This is a genomic window from Mesorhizobium sp. M1217 (genome assembly GCF_040318275.1).
In the GTDB taxonomy this organism is placed as follows: domain Bacteria; phylum Pseudomonadota; class Alphaproteobacteria; order Rhizobiales; family Rhizobiaceae; genus Mesorhizobium.
The window spans coordinates 49,008-66,383 of record NZ_JAMYMA010000011.1 but is presented as its reverse complement, the minus strand read 5'-3'; the positions used below and the strand labels follow the sequence as shown (position 1 = coordinate 66,383).

The following is a 17,376-nucleotide window of genomic DNA, read 5'->3' as shown; positions in this document are numbered from 1 at the left end:
GGCAAATCCTTTCAATCAACCGCTTTCGGGACCGAAATGCCGCAGCGCAGCAGGCAATGTAGCATATTGACCGGCCGGCGCCCTTTTGGTTTGTGCTCCGGCAACACATATTGACCCAACGAATCGGATTTCACGGAGGGATGCCATGAGCAGCATGAAAGACCGCGAAGAGGGCTTCGAGCGCAAATTCGCATTCGACGAGGAACTTCGGTTCAAGGCTGCGGCACGCCGCAATAGAGCGCTCGGCCTGTGGGCTGCCGAAAAGCTCGGCAAATCCGGCGCCGATGCCGACGCTTATGCCAGGGAAGTGGTCGTCAGCGACATCGAGGAAGCCGGCGATCACGACGTCTTCCGCAAGATACGCAAGGATTTCGATGCAGCCGGCATCGATCAGTCGGACCATCAGATCCGCCGCACCATGGATGAATTGATGGCGCAGGCGATTGAGCAGATCAAGAACACCTGATCCTTCCACCGACATCGATCGAATGCTGGACCAATCGACCGCCCGGCCTAACCGGGCGGTTTTTCTTTGCCTTTGCGGTCATTTCCGGCTGAATTGCTGCAAGCAAAGAGGAAATCACCAATGTCCCTGAAGTCACGCCTGGCGGCCGACGAGACGCTGTTCACCGCATGGTCCGGCGTGCCGGATGCCCTGACTGTCGAGATATTGGCCAGACAAGGGTTCGACGCGGTTACGCTCGACATGCAGCATGGTGGCCATCACGAGGACAGCGTGCTGCGCGGGCTTGTGCCGGTGCTGGCGGCCAACAAGCCGGCGCTGGTGCGCATCCCGGTCGGCCGCTTCGACATGGCCAGCCGCGCGCTCGACTTCGGCGCCGAGGCTGTGATCGCCCCGATGGTGAATTCGGTGGCGGACGCAAAGCTGTTTGCCGCCGCCATGAAATACCCGCCACTCGGCGAGCGCTCCTGGGGGCCGACCTATGCCTTTCCGCGCCATGGCAAGGGCGATTATGCCGACTGGCTGCGCGACAGTAACCAGCGCACCATGGCGTTCGCCATGGTCGAAACGCGCGCCGCGCTTGATGCACTCGACGGCATTCTCGACACGCCGGGTATCGACGGGATCTTCCTCGGCCCGTCGGATTTCTCGATCGCCTGGTCGAAGGGAACCACCGTCAGTTCGACGCTGGAGAGCATGATGGAGACCGTCGCCTCGATCGCCGAGCGCACCCGCAAAGCCGGCAAGCATGCGGCGATCTATGTGATGGAACCGGCCATCGCCGGTCGCGTGGTGTCGATGGGTTACCGGCTGCTGGCGATGGGTTCCGAGCATTCGCTGATTTCGCTTGGGGCAAAGACCCTGCTGAGCAGCGTCAGGGGTTCAATCGCTTCCTAGAGATCCGTCAGGAATTTCGCGAACGTCATCGACCCTTCGGGCCAGGGGCCAAAGCCGGAATCCGCGTTGAGATGGCCGGCATCGCCGGCGTCGATGAACAGCGAGCCCCAAGCCGCGGCAATGTCCTCGGCGACGCCGAAGGCGCAGAACGGGTCGTTGCGGCTGGCGATCACCACCGACGGAAACGGCAGCGGGTCACGCGGATAGGGACCGAAGGTCATCAGGTGCCTCGGCTTTATCTTTGGATTGGCGACATCGGGCGGCGCCACGAAAAAAGCGCCGGCGACCGGCCGCTCGAACCGAGACAAGGCCTGGATGACCGCGGCGACGCCAAGCGAATGGGCGACGATGACGACCGGCCGCTCGGCCTCGTTAACCGCCTTGGCGACACCGGCCGTCCAATCCTCGCGCACCGGCTTCGACCATTCCGCCTGTTCGACGCGGCGCGCTGTCGATAGTTTCGACTGCCAGCGGCTCTGCCAATGATCGGGGCCGGAATTGGTGTAGCCCGGCACGATGAGAATATCTGCTTCCCTGACTTTCATGGCGCGCATGTAGCGAGAGGCGCTGTCGGGTGCAACCGGGTATAAACTCAACAGCGACACGCAAACGGCCTCTCACGAGCCCGGTTCTGCTCGCTATTGTGAACACCATGTTCGCTTCTTGCGCTCTTGTGTGAACGATCGCGATCGACGATCTGTCGCCAGGAAAGAATGGCTGTTCCGAGATTTTGGCACGGACACGGCGTAGAATGATTGATGGCGCCGGGTTCCTCTGTTGGAAGCTTGTCGAGCGCCGCCTGAACGGAGCACTTTGATGAGCGAACTGCCTTTTGCCGCGACGACCCCGGTCAGCGTTGCCCGCGTCGGCTTGCGGGCGCGCCATGCAGAAAATCTCGCTGCTTACTATCGCAAGGTCGTCGGCCTGCAGGAACTGAGCCGCGCCGGCGGCACGATCACGCTCGGCGCAGTCAATCGTCCTTTGCTAGACATCGAAGCGGATCCGGCTGCGAAACCCGATGACCCGCGCAGCGCCGGTCTTTTCCACACCGCCTTCCTGCTGCCCAGCCGGGCCGATCTCGGCCGCTGGATCAATCACGCCATCGCCGGCAAGATTGGCATCGAGGGCGCGTCCGATCATCTGGTCAGCGAGGCGCTTTATCTGACCGACCCGGAAGGCAACGGCATCGAGATCTATGCCGACCGCCGTCCGCAGGACTGGAAATGGAACGGCGACAAGATCGCGATGGCGACGGAGCGGCTGAACATCCCTTCGGTGGTTGCCGAAGTGCCGGCCGGCGACACCGGCTGGCAGGGCGCGCCGGAAAACAGCATTATCGGCCACGTCCATTTGCGGGTCGGCAGGCCGGAAGAAGCCGAAGCATGGTGGCACCAGGAGTTCGGTTTCGACACGGTGGCAAAATATGGTGGCGCGGCGGTGTTCCTGTCGTCCGGCGGCTATCATCACCACATTGGCGCAAATGCGTGGCAGAGCCCGGGTGCCGGTCGCCGAGATCCCTCCCGCTCCGGCCTGGCCTGGGTCGAGATGCGTTCGGACAATGCCGCGAGCGACACTACCCGCGAGGATCCGTGGGGCACAGTGATAAGGACGGTTCCCGGTAAGGCGTAGGCTAGAGGTTAGCCTTCTCGAGTAAGCGTCCTAGCATCAGCAGGCCCGCTGGCCATACGCCCAGGCGGGCCTCGTTTCCCATATGGCCGAGATCGCCGGCATCGGCGATATCCGCGCCCCAGGCTGCGGCAAAAGCGGTCGCCTTGTCGAAGGTGACGCGCGGGTCGCTGCGGCTCGCCACCACCAATGCCGGGAAGGGCAGGCGCTTCAGCGGCATCGGCGCGAACGGGCGCACCGCGTCGAATGAGGGATCGGTATCCTCGACATTGGTCGCGGCGACCAGGAACGCCGCCGCGACCTTGTCGAGCTGGCTTTGACTGGCCCCGGAAGCCCACTTCACCGCCGTCGCCACTGCCAGCGAATGTGCAAGCAGCACGATGCGGCGCGGTGCGGCGGCCACCGCAGCATCCACCTGGCCGATCCAGTCTTCAGGCTTCGGCCGGTCCCACTCTGCCTGCAGCACGCGGCTCGAATTGGGGAGCACCCTGCACCAATGCGACATCCAATGATCCGGTCCGGAATTGCCGCGGCCGGGCAGGGCAAGAAAATCGAAATCTCCGGCCGCCGAAATCATCAGGCTTCTCCGAACACTCGGCTGAAGATCGTGTCGACATGCTTGGTATGATAGCCCAAGTCGAATTTCTCGCGGATCTCGGCCTCAGGCAGGGCTGCAACAACGTCCTTGTCGGCCAAAAGTTCCTCAAGGAAATCAGCGCCTTGCTCCCACACCTTCATGGCATTGCGCTGCACCAGCCGGTAGGCTTCCTCACGCGAAATGCCGGCTTGCGTCAGCGCCAGCAGCACGCGCTGCGAATGCACGAGGCCGCGGAACTTGTTCATGTTCTTCAGCATGTTGTCGGGGTAGACCAGCAGTTTGTCGATGACGCTGGTCAGCCGTGACAGCGCGAAATCGAGCGTCACCGTCGCGTCGGGCCCGATCATGCGCTCGACCGACGAGTGCGAGATGTCGCGCTCGTGCCACAGCGCCACATTCTCCATTGCCGGCAGCGCGAAGGAGCGCACCATGCGAGCAAGGCCGGTGAGGTTCTCGGTCAGCACCGGGTTGCGCTTGTGCGGCATCGCCGACGAGCCCTTTTGTCCGGGCGAAAAATACTCCTCCGCCTCCAGTACCTCGGTGCGCTGCAGATGGCGCATCTCGATCGCCAGCCGCTCGATCGACGAGGCGATGACGCCGAGCGTGGCGAAGAACATCGCATGGCGGTCGCGCGGGATCACCTGCGTCGACACCGGCTCGGGCTTCAGCCCAAGTTTCTTGGCCACGTATTCTTCGACATAGGGGTCGATATTGGCGAAGGTGCCGACCGCACCCGAGATGGCGCAGGTGGCGATGTCCTCGCGTGCGTGCACCAGCCTCTCGCGGCAACGCGAGAATTCGGCATAGGCCTGCGCCAGCTTGATGCCGAAAGTGGTCGGCTCGGCATGGATGCCGTGGCTGCGGCCGATGGTAATCGTGTCCTTGTGCTCGAAGGCGCGGCGCTTGAGCGCCGCAAGCAGCCCGTCAATGTCGGCCAGGAGGATGTCGCTGGCCCGGGTGAGCTGCACGGCAAAACAGGTGTCGAGAACGTCGGAGGATGTCATGCCCTGATGGATGAAGCGGGCATCCGGCCCGACGAATTCGGCAAGATGGGTGAGAAAGGCGATGACGTCGTGCTTGGTGACGCGTTCGATCTCGTCGATGGCTTCGACATCGAATTTCGCCGCCCCGCCTTTCTCCCAAATGGTCTTGGCGGCCTCCTTCGGGATGACGCCGAGCTCGGCCAATGCGTCGCAGGCGTAGGCCTCGATCTCGAACCAGATGCGGAACCGGGTTTCGGGCGACCAGATGGCCACCATTTCCGGCCGGGAGTAGCGAGGGATCATCAGTCGGTCCTGACTTGCAAGAGCATTTGCCCGCGTCCTAACAGAGGCAAGCAAAATGCTCAACGTTGCTGGCGCGCAAACCAGACACTGGCGACAGCCAGCGCAATGAAACCGAGCGGAAAATACAGCCGGATGCCGAGGACGACGAACTGGTAGAGCGCCGTCAACATCGTGAACACGAACTGGAAAACCCAGGTGATGGTGAGCGCGGGCGCATGCCATTGGACATAGTAGGAGCGGTATTGCAGCCCAAAGAGGCCGCCGGTGAAGGCGATAGTCACGGTGAGAAGGCAGACGAAGGCGGCAGCGAGGGCGATCTCCCAGTTGCGTCCGAGGGAGACGAGTCGCGCCAGAAACAGCCCAACCGGGAAGGCCAGCGCGCCGCCGGCAGCATAAAGCAGCGAGACGAAGCGGACCTTCGCCGGGGTCTCCCAATCGTACAGCTGCAGATTGAGCAGCGCGCTGGCGCCCATCGCCATGGCCCACAACAAGGCACCGACAAAAGCGGTGCGCAGCGGCGGCAAGGAGCGGCGGAGACGGCGCAGAGCGCGATAGCGCATGGCGGGGAACGTCACAGGCGACCGGTTACCGCGATCCAGCGATAGTCCGGCCCTTCGAAGCCGTATTGGCGCACCGCGATCAGCACGGCATAGGCGCTGAGGCTATCCAGTGAAAATGTCTGGACCGCGCCGATCTGGTACCCATTCGGACAGCCGCGGCTTTGCGGGATTGATTTGTCCTCGTGAATAATCCTCGTCTGGCCGCCGTCCTTCGCCTCGATGCGCAGCAGGCGAAAGCCGTTGATCTCGCCCTGGCTCTGGCAGCGTTCGGTGTCATTCATGCCGATCTGGTCGAGCCGGAACTCGAGCGGATCGTCGACCGGCGAAAAGATCGGGCGCGGATTGACCACCATGCGGAAGGGATCGGCAGAAAGCTCGGTCACCGGGTTGAAGCCGGCGGTGATGCCGCGATTTGCCGTGAGTTCCGCCTGACTGACGATCGCTTCGCCCTTTTGCCGAGCCTGCAGCCGCGCTACGTCCACCATGGCATTCTCGTCTTCGAGCCGGACTCGGATCGGCGATCCCTTGAGAAAACTGTCGTCGGCCGTGTCGATGTAATAGCGGTTGGCATACGGGAATCCCGATCCGTCCTGGACGCCATATTCTTCGAAGGCGAAGATGCCGCCGTCACGGCTGAAGCCGAGGATCTCAAGCTCGGCGACATCGCCTGCGTAGGCGGCGACCAAAGTTGCAAGCTGGGCGAACAGGCAGACGGCAAACAGGGCAAGATTTCGCATGGGGCTTTCCGTTCAGGCAGTCGACGTCGTTAAATTCCCTATCACGATGCTGTCAAAAGATCGTGCTAACTGAAACACGAAGTCGATGCATCCAATCCGGCTGTCGTTTGTTATTGTCGGCAGCTTCACCGCATCGTGCCTTCCGAAAATCAGAATCGATTTTCGGAAGGGCACGATGCATTGATTCAAAATGTTTAGAGCATCCTTTGCGCGTCCAAAGGACGCGCGGCGCCCTAAGGGAGACCCCCATGACCGATGCAGCCAAGATCCGCGAACGTATGGAAGTGATCGGCGCCGACGGCGTCCATGTCGGCACCGTCGACAAGGTCGACGGGGATCGCATCAAGCTGACCAAGCGCGACAGCGGCGAGGGCGCTCACAGGGGCCATCACCACTTCATTCCTCTCAGCCTCGTCGCCGAGGTCGAGGGCCAGAAGGTGCGCCTGTCGGCAAACTCGGATGTTGCGGTCACGTTCGAGGAAGAAAAATCCGACCCCACCTGATCATAGTCCAGTCTGACTGCTGCTCACCGAATGAGCGTCGGCGCGTTCAGCGCGACGACCAGACCGGGAAGAGATCGCCCTCGGCCGGCGTCGCGGCAAAGACGCCGCGGCTGATGGCGCGCGCCATCGTCGCGCCGGCAGCTGCGTAGAGATCGATTGCATCGTTGGGCCCGAGCTCGATGCCGCTCTTGCCCGTTGCCAGCGCGAAGACCAGATCGCCGTCGGCGGGCGTGTGCGTCGGCCAAATGGCACGGACAAAGCCGTCATGCGCTGATATCGCCAGGCGTTTGGCGGCGGCCTTGGTGAGGACCGCATCAGTGGCGATCACGGCGATGGTCGTGTTGGCGCCGGTTTCCGCCTGCTCTGCGGCATGCTTGTCACGGAACTTCAGCAGGATCTTTCTGGCACCGTCAGGCATCGGGTGGGGATAGCCTAAGCCGCCGAACTCGTCGCCGATCTCGAACGGTGCCGCCCAGAAATGGCGGGTCCCGGCGACCGTCACCGAGCCGGTCGGGTTGACGGCGGCGAGCGCGCCGATGGTGACGCCGCTGTCCAGCATTGTCGAGGCCGAGCCGAGCCCGCCCTTCAGACCGGAGCTCAGCGCGCCGGCACCCGCGCCGGCGGTGCCGAGCGCAAAGTCTATCGCGGCGGCTTGCGCGGCTTCGTAGCCGAGGTCGCGGTAAGGCGGATACCGGCCCCAATGCTTGTCGCCGCCATTGCGCAGGTCGAACAGGATCGCCGCCGGCACGATCGGCACGCGAAAGCCGCCGACCTCGACGCCCATGCCTCTTTCGCGCAATGCCGCCTGTACCCCCGACGCGGCGTCGAGGCCAAAGGCCGAACCGCCCGAAAGCACCACGGCGTGGATGGCATGGATTGAATTGTGCGGCTCGAGCAGGTCGGTTTCGCGGGTGCCCGGCGCACCGCCCAGGATTTGCACGCCGGCCACGGCCGGTTCGTCGCAGATGACGGTGGTCACACCGGATTTCAGCTTGGCATTCGCCGCATTGCCAACCCGCAAGCCGGCAACGTCGGTGATGAGATTGCGCGGACCGGTATGGAACATTATTGGCTCTCCGCCCGCACGAAACGGCCGCCGTCGAAACGGTAGGCGCGATAAGGATTTTGCGTCAGGTCGCCTTTCTCGTCAAAGCGGATCGGCCCGATCGCCGTAGTGAAGTCATGTCCAGTAAGCAGGTCAGCCAGGCTTTTGCCGGAGGTTTCGGAAGCCGCAAAGGCCTCGCGGGCGATCTCGACCGCGGCATAGGCGGGAAGCGTATAACCATCCGGCACGATGTTTTGTGCGACAAAGCTTTGCAGCACCTTGGGGTCGGCGACGTCAACCCATTCGGGCGGCGCGATCATTAGCGTGCCGACGGCGTAAGGCACGTCGCCGAGCGGCGCGCGCAGCGCTTCACCGCCGGCAAACACCATGCCGGTATCGAGCTGGCCGGCGTCGCGGCCCATAATGGCGACATCATCGCCGTCACCACCGGCAAAGACATGCGATGCGCCGGCTTTCTTCAGTCGGCCGATCAGGCCGATCTGGTTGTCGAGCTGCGGCCGGAACGTGTCGACGAACACTGGCTTCAATGCCGCCTGCTCGGCGGCAGACCGAAACGTCTCGGCCATTTCGCGGCCATAGATCGTGCCATCGTCGACGATAGCGAACAGCTCGTTCTGCCATAGGCGGGTGAGGGTGGCGGCGACGGCATTGCGCTCGTCGTCGCCGCGCGGCCCGAGACGATAGATCGGCCATCCCGTCTTGGCGCGCCGGTCGGTCAGGCTTTCCGTGCGCACGCCGACGGTGATCACCGGGATGTCGGCATCCTTGAGGATCGGCAGAGCCGCCTCGATTGCGTCGGTGCACAGAAAACCGATGACGACCTTGACCTTGGCCGCGGCGAATTCCCGCGCGGCGGCAACGCCGCCAGCGGCCGTGCAGGCGTCATCGATCGTCCTGATCTCGGTATCACTCGCTTCAGCCGCCATTGTCGCGCCTGCCTCGATCTGCTTGCCGAGGATCGCCGACGGCCCCGACAAAGGCGCCGCGACACCGATCAGCAGCGTCTCGGCACTCGCACTACCGGCGAGCGAGAGCCAGGCCAGCACCGCTATCGTGGTTGTCCAAGGTCGCATGCGAGCGAAGAATTCCTCCGCGCCGGTCGCGTGTTTTGCCGGCGCCAATGCCGTCAAGACCTAAAGGCTGGCCAGCTTTGGCGCAACACGCGAATTCGGGATATAGCTCAAGCACTTCGCTTGTGGCATGCAATATGCGGTCATATATAACGGCTGGTTCTGACTAACGGAAAATCATCGGTGCTGAAGAAGAATGAAATCGGGCCGCAGGCCTACCGCGACGCTATGGCCCATTTTGCCGGCCATGTGCATGTGGTCACCACTGATGGCCCGGCGGGCAAGCGTGGCGCGACGGTGATCGCGGCCTGCTCGGTGTCGGACACGCCGCCGACCATCCTGGTCTGCCTCAATCGTGAAAATCCCAAGAACGAGCCGTTTGTGAAAAACGGCAAATTTGCCCTGAACACGCTGGCTTCGGATCAGGAGCCGCTGTCGATCGGCTTTTCCGGCATCACCGGCCTGCCGGTCGAGGAGCGTTTCGCATTGGCCGAATGGGACGTCATCTCGACCGGTGCGCCGACGTTGAAGGGCGCGCTTGCCGTCTTCGACTGCGAGCTGATCGACACCAAGGATTTGGCCACTCATCGTGTGCTTTTTGGCAAGGTGACAGGCCTGCGCACCGGCGATAATTTGCGGCCGCTGATCTATCACGACCGCAGCTACCACGCTCTGTAGAGGCTTTGATGGCCGCGTCCATGGAGATCAAATGACCGAGCTGAAATCGCGCCCCGTGCCGCGGACCATCGACGAGACGCTCGATCTGTTGACCGGTGCGGATTATGTGGCGGACCGGTCGCTGGCGACTGTGCTGTTTTTGTCGCTGCGCATGAAGCGTCCGCTGTTCCTTGAGGGTGAGGCCGGCGTCGGCAAGACCGAGATCGCCAAGGTGGTGGCCGAGGCCCTTGGCCGTAGGCTGATCCGCCTGCAATGCTATGAAGGGCTCGATGTCTCGTCTGCCGTCTACGAGTGGAACTACGCCGCGCAGATGATCGAAATCCGCATGGAGGAGGCGGCCGGCAAGGTCGACCGCTCCGACATGGAACGCAACGTCTTTTCCGAAAAGTATCTGATCCGCCGCCCGGTGCTCGATGCGCTGACTGGCAAGGCGGGCGCCGCACCGGTGTTCCTGATCGACGAACTCGACCGCACCGACGAGGCCTTCGAGGCATTCCTGCTCGAAATCCTTTCCGATTTCCAGGTGACGGTGCCCGAACTCGGCACCATCAAGGCGGAGGAGCCGCCGATCGTCATCATCACCACCAACCGCACGCGCGAAATCCACGACGCGCTGAAGCGGCGCTGCCTTTATCACTGGGTCGATTATCCCAATGCCGAGCGCGAGCTTGAGATCGTCCGCCGAAAGGTGCCGCAGGCCAACAGCCGGCTTTCGGCCGAGGTCGTTTCATTCATCCAGAAGCTGCGTCAGATCGAGCTGTTCAAGGTGCCCGGCGTCGCCGAGACCATCGACTGGGCCGGCGCGCTGACCGAACTCGACAAGGTGGCGTTGGACCCTGAGACGGTTTCCGACACGATTGGCGTGCTGCTGAAATACCAGGACGATATTGCCCGCATCGGTGAGGGCGAAGGCCGGCGCATCCTCAACGAGGTCAAGGCCGAGCTGTCGGCGGCGGAGTAGGGCGATGCCGCGTGCGGAACCCAAAGAGGCAACGGCGGACGGGCGGATCGCCGACAACGTCGTCTATTTCTCCCGCACCTTGCGCAAGGCCGGTATGCGTGTCGGACCGGCCTCGGTCAAAGACGCCATCGAGGCAGTGCTCGCTGCCGGCATCGGCTCGCGTGACGATTTCTACTGGACGCTGCACGCCGTGCTGGTCTCGAGGCACGAAGATCACGCCACCTTCGACGAGACCTTCCGGCTGTTCTGGAAGTCGCACGAGCTGATCGAAAAGATGCTGGCGATCTTTTCGCCGATCGCTCCCGACAACAAAGGGAAGCAAAAACCCCGCGCGGCCGAGAACCGCGTCAGCCAGGCGATGTTCGAGGGTCACCAGAAGAACCAGCCGGCGCAGGAAGTTCCCGAGATCGAGGTCGACGCGCGCTTCACCTTCTCCGGCAACGAGGTGCTGAGAGGCAAGGATTTTGCCCAGATGAACGCCGCCGAGATGGCCGACGCCAAGATAGCGATCGCCCAGTTGCGGCTGCCCTTCGACATGGTTCGGACGCGGCGTTTCAAAGCCGATGCGCATGGCCGCCGTATCGATCCGCGCGCCATGATGCGCTCGGCTGCGCGCACCGGCGGCGAGTTGATCCTGCCTAAATTCCGCTCGCCCCGCGAAGTCCATCCGCCGCTGGTGGTGCTTGCCGACATTTCCGGTTCTATGAGCCAGTACACGCGGATCTTCCTGCATTTCCTGCATGCGCTGACGGAAAAGCGCCGGCGCGTGCACGCCTTCGTCTTCGGCACCAGGCTTACCAATCTGACCCGTCAGATGCGGCATCGCGATCCCGATGCCGCACTCGCCGACTGTTCTGCCGCGGTAAAGGACTGGTCGGGCGGCACGCGCATCGGCGATACGCTGGCAGAATTCAACCGTTTTTGGTCGCGCCGCGTGCTGGGGCAAGGCGCGGTGGTACTGCTGATCACCGATGGGCTGGAGCGCGACGAGGTCGCCGGCCTGTCGGAGGAAATGGAACGGCTGCATAAATCCTGCCGGCGGCTGATCTGGCTGAACCCGCTGCTGCGCTTCGACGGCTTCGAGGCGCGCGCCCGCGGCGTCAGGGCGATGCTGCCGCATGTCGACGAATTCCGTTCGGTGCACAATCTCGACGCGCTCGCCGATCTCTGTGCGTCGCTGGACAAGAATTCGGTGCGTTCGGTCGACCCGCGCCGGTGGATCCAGGCTGGCGCGAAGCGCGTCGCATAACCACATGTCTCCCAGGGAGAAAATCATGGAACACAGTGTCTATCTCGATGAAGCCCGCGACCCGCTGATCATCGCGGAGGGCTGGATGAAGGACGGCAAGGACGTCGCCATTGCCACCGTGGTCGAAACCTGGGGTTCGGCACCGCGGCCGGTCGGTAGCCATCTGGTCATCGACACCGAAGGCAATTTCCATGGCTCCGTTTCGGGCGGCTGCGTCGAAGGCGCAGTGGTGACCGAAGCAATCGACGTCATCGATAGCGGCAAGGCGAAGATGCTGGAGTTCGGGGTCGCCGATGAGACTGCGTGGCAGGTCGGCCTGTCCTGTGGCGGCCGCATCAAGGTCTATGTCGAAAGATTGGGCTGATTGTCGATGGATCCTTACGCGCTGAAGACACTCAACGCCGAACGTCGTGCCCGCCGCGCGGCGATTTTGGTAACCGATCTTGGTGACGGCCGGGACCGTATCGTGCGCGAGGGCGACCAGGTTGCCGGCGAACTCGGGGCAGCCATCGCCAAGGCATTCCGCACCGGCAATTCCGGGTCGGTCGAAGCTGAGGGACGGGCCTTCTTCCTCAACGCACATCTGCCGCAGCCACGCCTGGTGGTGATCGGCGCCGTCCACATCAGCCAGGCGCTTGCACCGATGGCCAGGATCGCCGGCTATCCCGTCGAGATCATCGATCCGCGCACGGCGTTTGCCACGTCCGACCGCTTTCCCGACATCGCGCTGCATGCCGAATGGCCGGAGGATGTCCTGAAGCGTCAGCCGCTCGACGGCTATACCGCGCTGGCTGCCCTCACTCATGATCCGAAGATCGACGATTTCGCGCTGAAGGCGGCGCTCGACGCCAACTGCTTCTATGTCGGGGCGCTTGGCAGTCGCAAGACCCATGCGAAACGCGTCGAACGCTTGCTGGCCTTGGGCGCGACCGCCGACCAGATCGCCCGCATTCATGCACCGATCGGCCTCGACATTGGGGCTGCCAGCCCGGCCGAGATCGCCGTCGCGGTGTTGGCGCAAGCGATCCACGCCTTTCGCTCTCGCGGCCTCGAATCCAAAGGCGCGGTCGCGTGAAATTTGGTCCCGTTCCGATCGATGCGGCCGAAGGGGCAGTGCTGGCGCACGCCACCACAGCCGGAGAGCGCCGCTTCCGCAAGGCGCACAGGCTAAGCGCCGAGGATGTGTCCCTGTTGAAGGCCTCCGGGATTTCCGAGGTCGTCGCGGCGGTGTTGGCGCCCGATGATCTCAGCGAGGATGCCGCGGCCGAAAAGCTCGCCGCATATATGATCCATCGCAACATCGAGGCGAAGCGCGCTGCGACCGGCAGGGTCAACCTCCACGCGCAGGCTGCCGGCATATTCACCGTCGACGCGGCGATGATCGACGCCATCAATGCCGTCGATCCGACGATTACCATCGCCACGCTGGCGCAGCATGCGCCGGTCGAAAAAGGTCAGATGGTTGCGACGGTGAAAATCATTCCGTTTGCGGTCGCCTTCGCTTTGGTCGATGCGGTGGCAAGGATCTGCGCCGAGGGCGAGATTTTTGCGGTCAACGCCTATCAGCCGGTGCGCGTCGGCCTCATCCAGACGGTGCTGCCCGGCATCAAGCCGAGCGTGCTCGACAAGACGCTGCGCGTCACCGAAGCGCGCCTGGCGCGTTCGGGCAGCCGGCTGACGACGGAGCGTCGAACCCCGCATGAGGTCAGCCCCGTCGCCGAGGCTGCCGCCTCGCTGATCCGCGACAACGATATGGTGGTGATCTTCGGCGCCTCGGCGATGGCCGATTTCGGCGACGTCGTGCCCGCCGCCATCGAAAGGGCAAGCGGCACCGTCATTCGCGCCGGCATGCCGGTCGATCCTGGCAATCTGCTGGTGCTCGGCAATCTAGGCGGCAAGCGCATCATCGGTGCGCCCGGTTGCGCCCGTAGCCCCAAGGAGAACGGCTTCGACTGGGTGCTCGACCGGCTGATTGCTGGTCTCGACGTGACCGCCAGGGATATTGCCGGCATGGGCGTTGGCGGGCTGCTGATGGAAATTCCGACGCGGCCGCAGCCGCGCGAGCCGCTGCCGGCCAAAGCAGAACCAAGGGTCGAGACGGTGCTTCTGGCGGCCGGCCGCTCCAGCCGCATGAGCGGGCCGAACAAGCTTTTGGCGCTGTTCGACGGCAAGCCCCTGGTCCGCCGCACCGCCGAACGCGCGGTCGGTTCGAAAGCCGCGGCCACCATCGTCGTCACCGGCCACGAGCGCGAGCGCGTGCGCAGCGCACTGTCGGGCATGGATGTGACCTTCGCCGACAATCCGGATTTCGCCGAGGGTCTGTCTTCGTCGCTGAAGGCAGGCATCGCCAAGGTTTCTGGCGACGCCGCCGGCGCCCTGATCGTCCTCGGCGATATGCCGGGCGTCGCCTCGGCCGACCTCGACAGGCTGATCGAGGCGTTCCGCAAGTCCGAAGGGCGATCGGTGGTGCGCGCCTCTCATAATGGCCGGCGCGGCAACCCGGTGCTGCTGCCGCGCTCGCTGTTCGCCGCCATCGCTCACCTCGAAGGCGATACCGGTGCCCGTCATCTGGTCGAGGCCGAAGGGCTCGACGTCATCGATGTCGAGATCGGCGAAGGGGCGGCCGTCGATGTCGACACGCGCGAGGCGCTGGAAAGCGCCGGCGGCGTGCTGCAGGATTGACAAACCGAAGCCGAAAAACGCATGGCTGCGGGATGGCCTTTCGTTCTTGCTTCCGGTTCCGCTTGCCCCCCTCTGGCCTCCCGGCCCTGCTGATCGCGATTCTTTTGTCGCTCTCTTGTGCCGCCTACGCCAACGCTCTCGAACTCAAACCCTTCAAGGATGATCTGTTCGCCTATCCGGCGACGCTCTCATCCGAAAACAACGGCGCCTATACGGTCATCGACTATCGTGAGTTGCGCGACATCAACGCCCGTGACGAAGTGCCTGAGCGTCGTGTGCACGCGCAATACACCGATACCGGCGTGCGCAAGGTGCAGCAGGATCTGTTGCTGAAGACCGACGCTGGAGATGTCCGCCACATTGCCGTCGGCAAAGTCGGGGGCGCCAGCATCATCGTGCTTTACCTGCACGGGCAGGGCGGCAGCCGTAAGCAGGGCACCGACGACATCACCTTCGGCGGCAATTTCAACCGCATCAAGAACCTGATGGCCGGCAATGGCGGCCTCTATCTGTCGCCGGATTTTTCCGACTTCGGCGACACCGGTGCCGCCCAGATCGCTGCGTTGATCGGCCACTATGCCGAGCAGTCGCCGGGCGCAAAAATCTTCGTCGCCTGTGGCTCGATGGGCGGTTCGTTATGCTGGAAGCTGGCCGATCGCAAGGACACCGGCGGGCGCATCGACGGGCTGCTGCTGCTCGGCTCGCTGTGGGATGAGAGTTTCTTCTCAAGCCCCGCATTCAAGCGTCGTGTGCCGGTCTTCTTCGGCCAGGGTAGCAAGGACCCGGTGTTTCCAATCGAGAAACAGGAAGGCTTCTTCCGATCGATCCTAGCCAAATCGAGAACCTATCCGACCCGCTTCGTCCGTTTTGAAACTGGCACGCATGGCACGCCAATCCGCATGACCGACTGGCGGGGTACACTCAACTGGATGTTATCGAAGGCCCCCTAGGGCGCGGTGTTGTAGTCGACGACCGTCTGCGGATTTTCCTCGCCGTCGTAAGACGCGTCGACGTCGTACTGGACCAGGGAAAAATCGCCGTTGCGAAACAGATATGTCCCCGATGAAGAGGCATCGCCGATGCCACGCCATTTGTTGAACGTAGCGATCGTCTTGGTCTCTTCGTCGTAATCGGAATTGGTTGCCCAGCCGGAGGTCTGGAAGCCAACTATGGTCATGCCCAGCAGTTTGCCTTCGCTGTCGTTGTTTTCGTAGCGAATGTCCATTTCGGGTTCGGCGAACTGCAATTGCCTGACGCCGAGCACGTCGTCGCTCATGTAATAAATAGAGCTTTCGTTATAGGCCGCGGCCGAGCAGGAGAAGTGGAAAAGCCGCGTTTCCCTTTCGGGATCACTGGCAGCCGCATCCTTGTCTTTATACTGGATCGAGAAAATGTCCGGCTCGGTGCTTAGAAACTCCTTGTCACATTGGTCGCCATAGGTGGCGCCAAACGCCTTTTTGGCCTGCTCAAGCGCCGCGTCCTTCTTCGGCGGCGGCGGTCCTTCGCCGCAGCTTGCCGGCACGGCATCTTCGAAATCGGCCCTTGACGGTTTCAGCGCACCCTTGTCGATGAAGATCGGGCGAAATGGCGGTTCCTGGATCGAGGCGTTGATCTGTCGCAGCGTATAGCAGCCGGCAAAGACATTTTGGCTGCCGTCCTTGGCCGTCGCCCGAATGGCGACCGGAACGCTGTAATAGATACTGCCGGCAGCACCGTCTTCGGACACACCACCGGTTTTTACGTCGACCGTGTCGGTGCCGTCATAGCCTTTGACGAAGGAGTTGAAATCCTTGGCCGGCTTGGTGTCGCCGAAATAGTCCCAGGCGCGCGCGAATTCGTGCCGGCTGATGGCACTATAAAGCGACCGGATGACCGCTTCGGCATTCGACCTGTCGTCGATATAAGGCGCGTCTGCGGCGAGCGCCGATTGGCCGGCAAGAGAGATAAAAGCGGCCGTTGCGAAAAGGGCGCGTCTCATCGGGAACCTCCACTCGATGAAAAATCCTATCATATCGATTGCGGCGACGTGGTGACGCTTGAACAATCGCGTGCGAAAGCGCTACCTCTCGCCGTCGGCAGTCGGGCCGCGTGGAGATTTCTTGTGACCATATCAATGTATGAAGCATCCGTGCCGGTATTTTCGGCGAGGCTGAAGGCACTGGCCAACGTCCTGAGCATTGCCGAGCAAAATGCGGCTGACCGGAAGATCGATCCGCAGGTGTATCTCACGGCGAGGCTGGCGCCGGACATGTTCGCCCTGACCAGGCAGGTACAGATTGCCACCGATCACGCCAAGGGCGCGCCGTCGCGGCTGGCCGGGCGTGAGGTGCCAAAATACGAGGACAATGAGGCGAGCTTCGCCGATCTGCAGGCCCGCCTTAGCAAGACATTGGCTCATCTCGCGACATTTTCGGCGGCCGAATTCGATGGTTCAGATGACAGGATGGTCGAACTGAGGCTTGCGGGACGCGAGGTTTCGATGCCAGGAATGCAGTATCTGTTGCATGCCGCCATGCCCAATTTCTATTTCCACCTGACCACTGCCTATGACATCCTGCGCCACAACGGCGTGCCATTGGGCAAGTCGATCTTCCTCGGATTGCGTTGAGATTCGCTCAGGAGATATCCCGGCCGCGCCGGGATATCTCGCGGTGCACTGTTTAGCGCAAGGACATTTCCCGGGCGATGCGTGGGAAATCGGCCGGCTTGACCCCGATATCGGCGCGATCGGCATTGCTCATCGAATGGAGTAGCGCCAGTGCCGCGCGATAGCGCAGCTGTTCCCGCGGACGCGGACGGGCGAACATTTCAGTGAAGAATCCCATGATTCAAGCCCCTCTATTGAAACCTCCGCGGCCTTCAATATAGGCGGATCATGACGATTGTGCAGTGCAGCATTCGCATGGCAGCCATGCTGCCCCGATCTTTTTTGACATAATTCGGCTGGTCCGGCGAAACTTCTGCGGCACTTCGACCGTATGCGTCAGTGCCGGCATTTGG

The 17,376-nt window shown here is 62.7% G+C and carries 21 protein-coding genes; 12 read left to right on the top strand and 9 right to left on the bottom strand.

The window, feature by feature from the left end; translation table 11 throughout:
• The first annotated feature begins 145 nt into the window (after positions 1-145).
• Together NKH37_RS19525 and NKH37_RS19520 are read left to right on the top strand one after the other, a co-directional pair.
• Positions 146-466 (top strand): DUF1476 domain-containing protein, encoded by a 321-nt coding sequence (locus NKH37_RS19525; protein ID WP_023674726.1) that lies wholly within the window; start codon positions 146-148, stop codon positions 464-466.
• Positions 467-586: 120 nt separating this feature from the next.
• Positions 587-1,360, top strand: a complete 774-nt coding sequence (locus tag NKH37_RS19520) for an HpcH/HpaI aldolase family protein (protein ID WP_023717391.1) — start codon at positions 587-589, stop codon at positions 1,358-1,360.
• Here the strand turns inward: NKH37_RS19520 and NKH37_RS19515 are convergent.
• Positions 1,357-1,905 carry an RBBP9/YdeN family alpha/beta hydrolase gene (locus NKH37_RS19515; protein WP_023717392.1) on the bottom strand — a complete coding sequence of 183 codons (549 nt, stop codon included), beginning with the start codon at positions 1,903-1,905 and terminating at the stop codon, positions 1,357-1,359. The two genes, NKH37_RS19520 and NKH37_RS19515, sit on opposite strands and share 4 nt — an antisense overlap.
• A gap of 271 nt (positions 1,906-2,176) precedes the next feature.
• Between NKH37_RS19515 and NKH37_RS19510 the strand changes: the two genes are divergently transcribed.
• On the top strand, positions 2,177-2,989 hold the full coding sequence (locus NKH37_RS19510; RefSeq protein ID WP_353005488.1) for a VOC family protein: 813 nt from the start codon (positions 2,177-2,179) through the stop codon (positions 2,987-2,989).
• A 1-nt stretch (position 2,990) separates the two neighbouring features.
• Here NKH37_RS19510 and NKH37_RS19505 read toward each other — a convergent pair whose 3' ends face one another.
• From NKH37_RS19505 to NKH37_RS19490, 4 genes are read right to left on the bottom strand one after another with little or no spacing between them, the layout of a single operon-like run.
• Entirely contained in the window at positions 2,991-3,563 is a 573-nt protein-coding gene (locus NKH37_RS19505) for an RBBP9/YdeN family alpha/beta hydrolase (protein WP_023717394.1), read from the bottom strand.
• Positions 3,563-4,870, bottom strand: a complete 1,308-nt coding sequence (gene purB / locus NKH37_RS19500; protein WP_353005487.1) for an adenylosuccinate lyase — start codon at positions 4,868-4,870, stop codon at positions 3,563-3,565. Before purB ends, NKH37_RS19505 begins: the two co-directional genes overlap by 1 nt.
• A 59-nt stretch (positions 4,871-4,929) precedes the next feature.
• Positions 4,930-5,430, bottom strand: coding sequence for a hypothetical protein (locus NKH37_RS19495; protein WP_031193518.1), 501 nt, complete (start codon positions 5,428-5,430; stop codon positions 4,930-4,932).
• Between the two features lie 11 nt (positions 5,431-5,441).
• The gene (locus NKH37_RS19490) at positions 5,442-6,167 is read right to left on the bottom strand and encodes a DUF2259 domain-containing protein (protein ID WP_353005486.1); all 726 of its coding nucleotides are present in this window, start codon (positions 6,165-6,167) and stop codon (positions 5,442-5,444) included.
• A 248-nt stretch (positions 6,168-6,415) separates the two neighbouring features.
• Here NKH37_RS19490 and NKH37_RS19485 point away from each other — a divergent pair, with 248 nt between their 5' ends.
• The gene (locus tag NKH37_RS19485; RefSeq protein WP_254817658.1) at positions 6,416-6,670 is read left to right on the top strand and encodes a DUF2171 domain-containing protein; all 255 of its coding nucleotides are present in this window, start codon (positions 6,416-6,418) and stop codon (positions 6,668-6,670) included.
• 46 nt (positions 6,671-6,716) lie between these two features.
• On the opposite strand, the gene NKH37_RS19480 is transcribed toward NKH37_RS19485, so the two are convergent.
• Entirely contained in the window at positions 6,717-7,736 is a 1,020-nt protein-coding gene (locus NKH37_RS19480; protein WP_353005485.1) for a P1 family peptidase, read from the bottom strand.
• On the bottom strand, positions 7,736-8,809 hold the full coding sequence (locus NKH37_RS19475) for a branched-chain amino acid ABC transporter substrate-binding protein (protein ID WP_352495808.1): 1,074 nt from the start codon (positions 8,807-8,809) through the stop codon (positions 7,736-7,738). Before NKH37_RS19475 ends, NKH37_RS19480 begins: the two co-directional genes overlap by 1 nt.
• A gap of 180 nt (positions 8,810-8,989) precedes the next feature.
• Here NKH37_RS19475 and NKH37_RS19470 point away from each other — a divergent pair, with 180 nt between their 5' ends.
• Genes NKH37_RS19470 through NKH37_RS19440 form a run of 7 tightly spaced genes read left to right on the top strand, consistent with a single transcriptional unit; the run spans position 8,990 to position 15,326 of the window.
• The gene (locus tag NKH37_RS19470; RefSeq protein WP_023717402.1) at positions 8,990-9,484 is read left to right on the top strand and encodes a flavin reductase; all 495 of its coding nucleotides are present in this window, start codon (positions 8,990-8,992) and stop codon (positions 9,482-9,484) included.
• A 31-nt stretch (positions 9,485-9,515) separates the two neighbouring features.
• A complete protein-coding gene (locus tag NKH37_RS19465; RefSeq protein WP_353005483.1) occupies positions 9,516-10,445 on the top strand; it encodes an AAA family ATPase in 930 nt (309 codons plus the stop codon).
• Positions 10,446-10,449: 4 nt separating this feature from the next.
• Positions 10,450-11,694, top strand: coding sequence for a vWA domain-containing protein (locus tag NKH37_RS19460; RefSeq protein WP_352481164.1), 1,245 nt, complete (start codon positions 10,450-10,452; stop codon positions 11,692-11,694).
• Between the two features lie 25 nt (positions 11,695-11,719).
• Positions 11,720-12,058 carry an XdhC family protein gene (locus tag NKH37_RS19455; RefSeq protein ID WP_023717405.1) on the top strand — a complete coding sequence of 113 codons (339 nt, stop codon included), beginning with the start codon at positions 11,720-11,722 and terminating at the stop codon, positions 12,056-12,058.
• 6 nt (positions 12,059-12,064) lie between these two features.
• Positions 12,065-12,769, top strand: a complete 705-nt coding sequence (locus NKH37_RS19450; RefSeq protein ID WP_352481162.1) for an XdhC family protein — start codon at positions 12,065-12,067, stop codon at positions 12,767-12,769.
• Positions 12,766-14,376: an NTP transferase domain-containing protein gene (locus tag NKH37_RS19445; RefSeq protein WP_352495811.1), complete on the top strand. Its 1,611-nt coding sequence runs from the start codon at positions 12,766-12,768 to the stop codon at positions 14,374-14,376. Before NKH37_RS19450 ends, NKH37_RS19445 begins: the two co-directional genes overlap by 4 nt.
• Before the next feature lie 32 nt (positions 14,377-14,408).
• Positions 14,409-15,326 (top strand): alpha/beta hydrolase, encoded by a 918-nt coding sequence (locus NKH37_RS19440; protein WP_352855843.1) that lies wholly within the window; start codon positions 14,409-14,411, stop codon positions 15,324-15,326.
• Here the strand turns inward: NKH37_RS19440 and NKH37_RS19435 are convergent.
• A complete protein-coding gene (locus NKH37_RS19435; protein ID WP_352860914.1) occupies positions 15,323-16,354 on the bottom strand; it encodes a DUF1176 domain-containing protein in 1,032 nt (343 codons plus the stop codon). The two genes, NKH37_RS19440 and NKH37_RS19435, sit on opposite strands and share 4 nt — an antisense overlap.
• Before the next feature lie 123 nt (positions 16,355-16,477).
• On the opposite strand from NKH37_RS19435, the gene NKH37_RS19430 reads away from it, so the two are divergent.
• Positions 16,478-16,984: a DUF1993 domain-containing protein gene (locus NKH37_RS19430; protein WP_023717410.1), complete on the top strand. Its 507-nt coding sequence runs from the start codon at positions 16,478-16,480 to the stop codon at positions 16,982-16,984.
• Between the two features lie 52 nt (positions 16,985-17,036).
• Here the strand turns inward: NKH37_RS19430 and NKH37_RS19425 are convergent, their stop codons facing one another.
• Positions 17,037-17,201 (bottom strand): hypothetical protein, encoded by a 165-nt coding sequence (locus NKH37_RS19425; RefSeq protein WP_023674744.1) that lies wholly within the window; start codon positions 17,199-17,201, stop codon positions 17,037-17,039.
• Positions 17,202-17,376 lie beyond the last annotated feature (175 nt).

Coding starts and splice junctions, on each gene's coding strand:
- NKH37_RS19525 (WP_023674726.1), top strand. CDS start 146: ATGAGCAGCATGAAAGACCGCGAAGAGGGCTTCGAGCGCAAATTCGCA.
- NKH37_RS19520 (WP_023717391.1), top strand. CDS start 587: ATGTCCCTGAAGTCACGCCTGGCGGCCGACGAGACGCTGTTCACCGCA.
- NKH37_RS19515 (WP_023717392.1), bottom strand. CDS start 1,905: ATGAAAGTCAGGGAAGCAGATATTCTCATCGTGCCGGGCTACACCAAT.
- NKH37_RS19510 (WP_353005488.1), top strand. CDS start 2,177: ATGAGCGAACTGCCTTTTGCCGCGACGACCCCGGTCAGCGTTGCCCGC.
- NKH37_RS19505 (WP_023717394.1), bottom strand. CDS start 3,563: ATGATTTCGGCGGCCGGAGATTTCGATTTTCTTGCCCTGCCCGGCCGC.
- purB (WP_353005487.1), bottom strand. CDS start 4,870: ATGATCCCTCGCTACTCCCGGCCGGAAATGGTGGCCATCTGGTCGCCC.
- NKH37_RS19495 (WP_031193518.1), bottom strand. CDS start 5,430: ATGCGCTATCGCGCTCTGCGCCGTCTCCGCCGCTCCTTGCCGCCGCTG.
- NKH37_RS19490 (WP_353005486.1), bottom strand. CDS start 6,167: ATGCGAAATCTTGCCCTGTTTGCCGTCTGCCTGTTCGCCCAGCTTGCA.
- NKH37_RS19485 (WP_254817658.1), top strand. CDS start 6,416: ATGACCGATGCAGCCAAGATCCGCGAACGTATGGAAGTGATCGGCGCC.
- NKH37_RS19480 (WP_353005485.1), bottom strand. CDS start 7,736: ATGTTCCATACCGGTCCGCGCAATCTCATCACCGACGTTGCCGGCTTG.
- NKH37_RS19475 (WP_352495808.1), bottom strand. CDS start 8,809: ATGCGACCTTGGACAACCACGATAGCGGTGCTGGCCTGGCTCTCGCTC.
- NKH37_RS19465 (WP_353005483.1), top strand. CDS start 9,516: ATGACCGAGCTGAAATCGCGCCCCGTGCCGCGGACCATCGACGAGACG.
- NKH37_RS19460 (WP_352481164.1), top strand. CDS start 10,450: ATGCCGCGTGCGGAACCCAAAGAGGCAACGGCGGACGGGCGGATCGCC.
- NKH37_RS19455 (WP_023717405.1), top strand. CDS start 11,720: ATGGAACACAGTGTCTATCTCGATGAAGCCCGCGACCCGCTGATCATC.
- NKH37_RS19450 (WP_352481162.1), top strand. CDS start 12,065: ATGGATCCTTACGCGCTGAAGACACTCAACGCCGAACGTCGTGCCCGC.
- NKH37_RS19440 (WP_352855843.1), top strand. CDS start 14,409: ATGGCCTTTCGTTCTTGCTTCCGGTTCCGCTTGCCCCCCTCTGGCCTC.
- NKH37_RS19435 (WP_352860914.1), bottom strand. CDS start 16,354: ATGAGACGCGCCCTTTTCGCAACGGCCGCTTTTATCTCTCTTGCCGGC.
- NKH37_RS19425 (WP_023674744.1), bottom strand. CDS start 17,201: ATGGGATTCTTCACTGAAATGTTCGCCCGTCCGCGTCCGCGGGAACAG.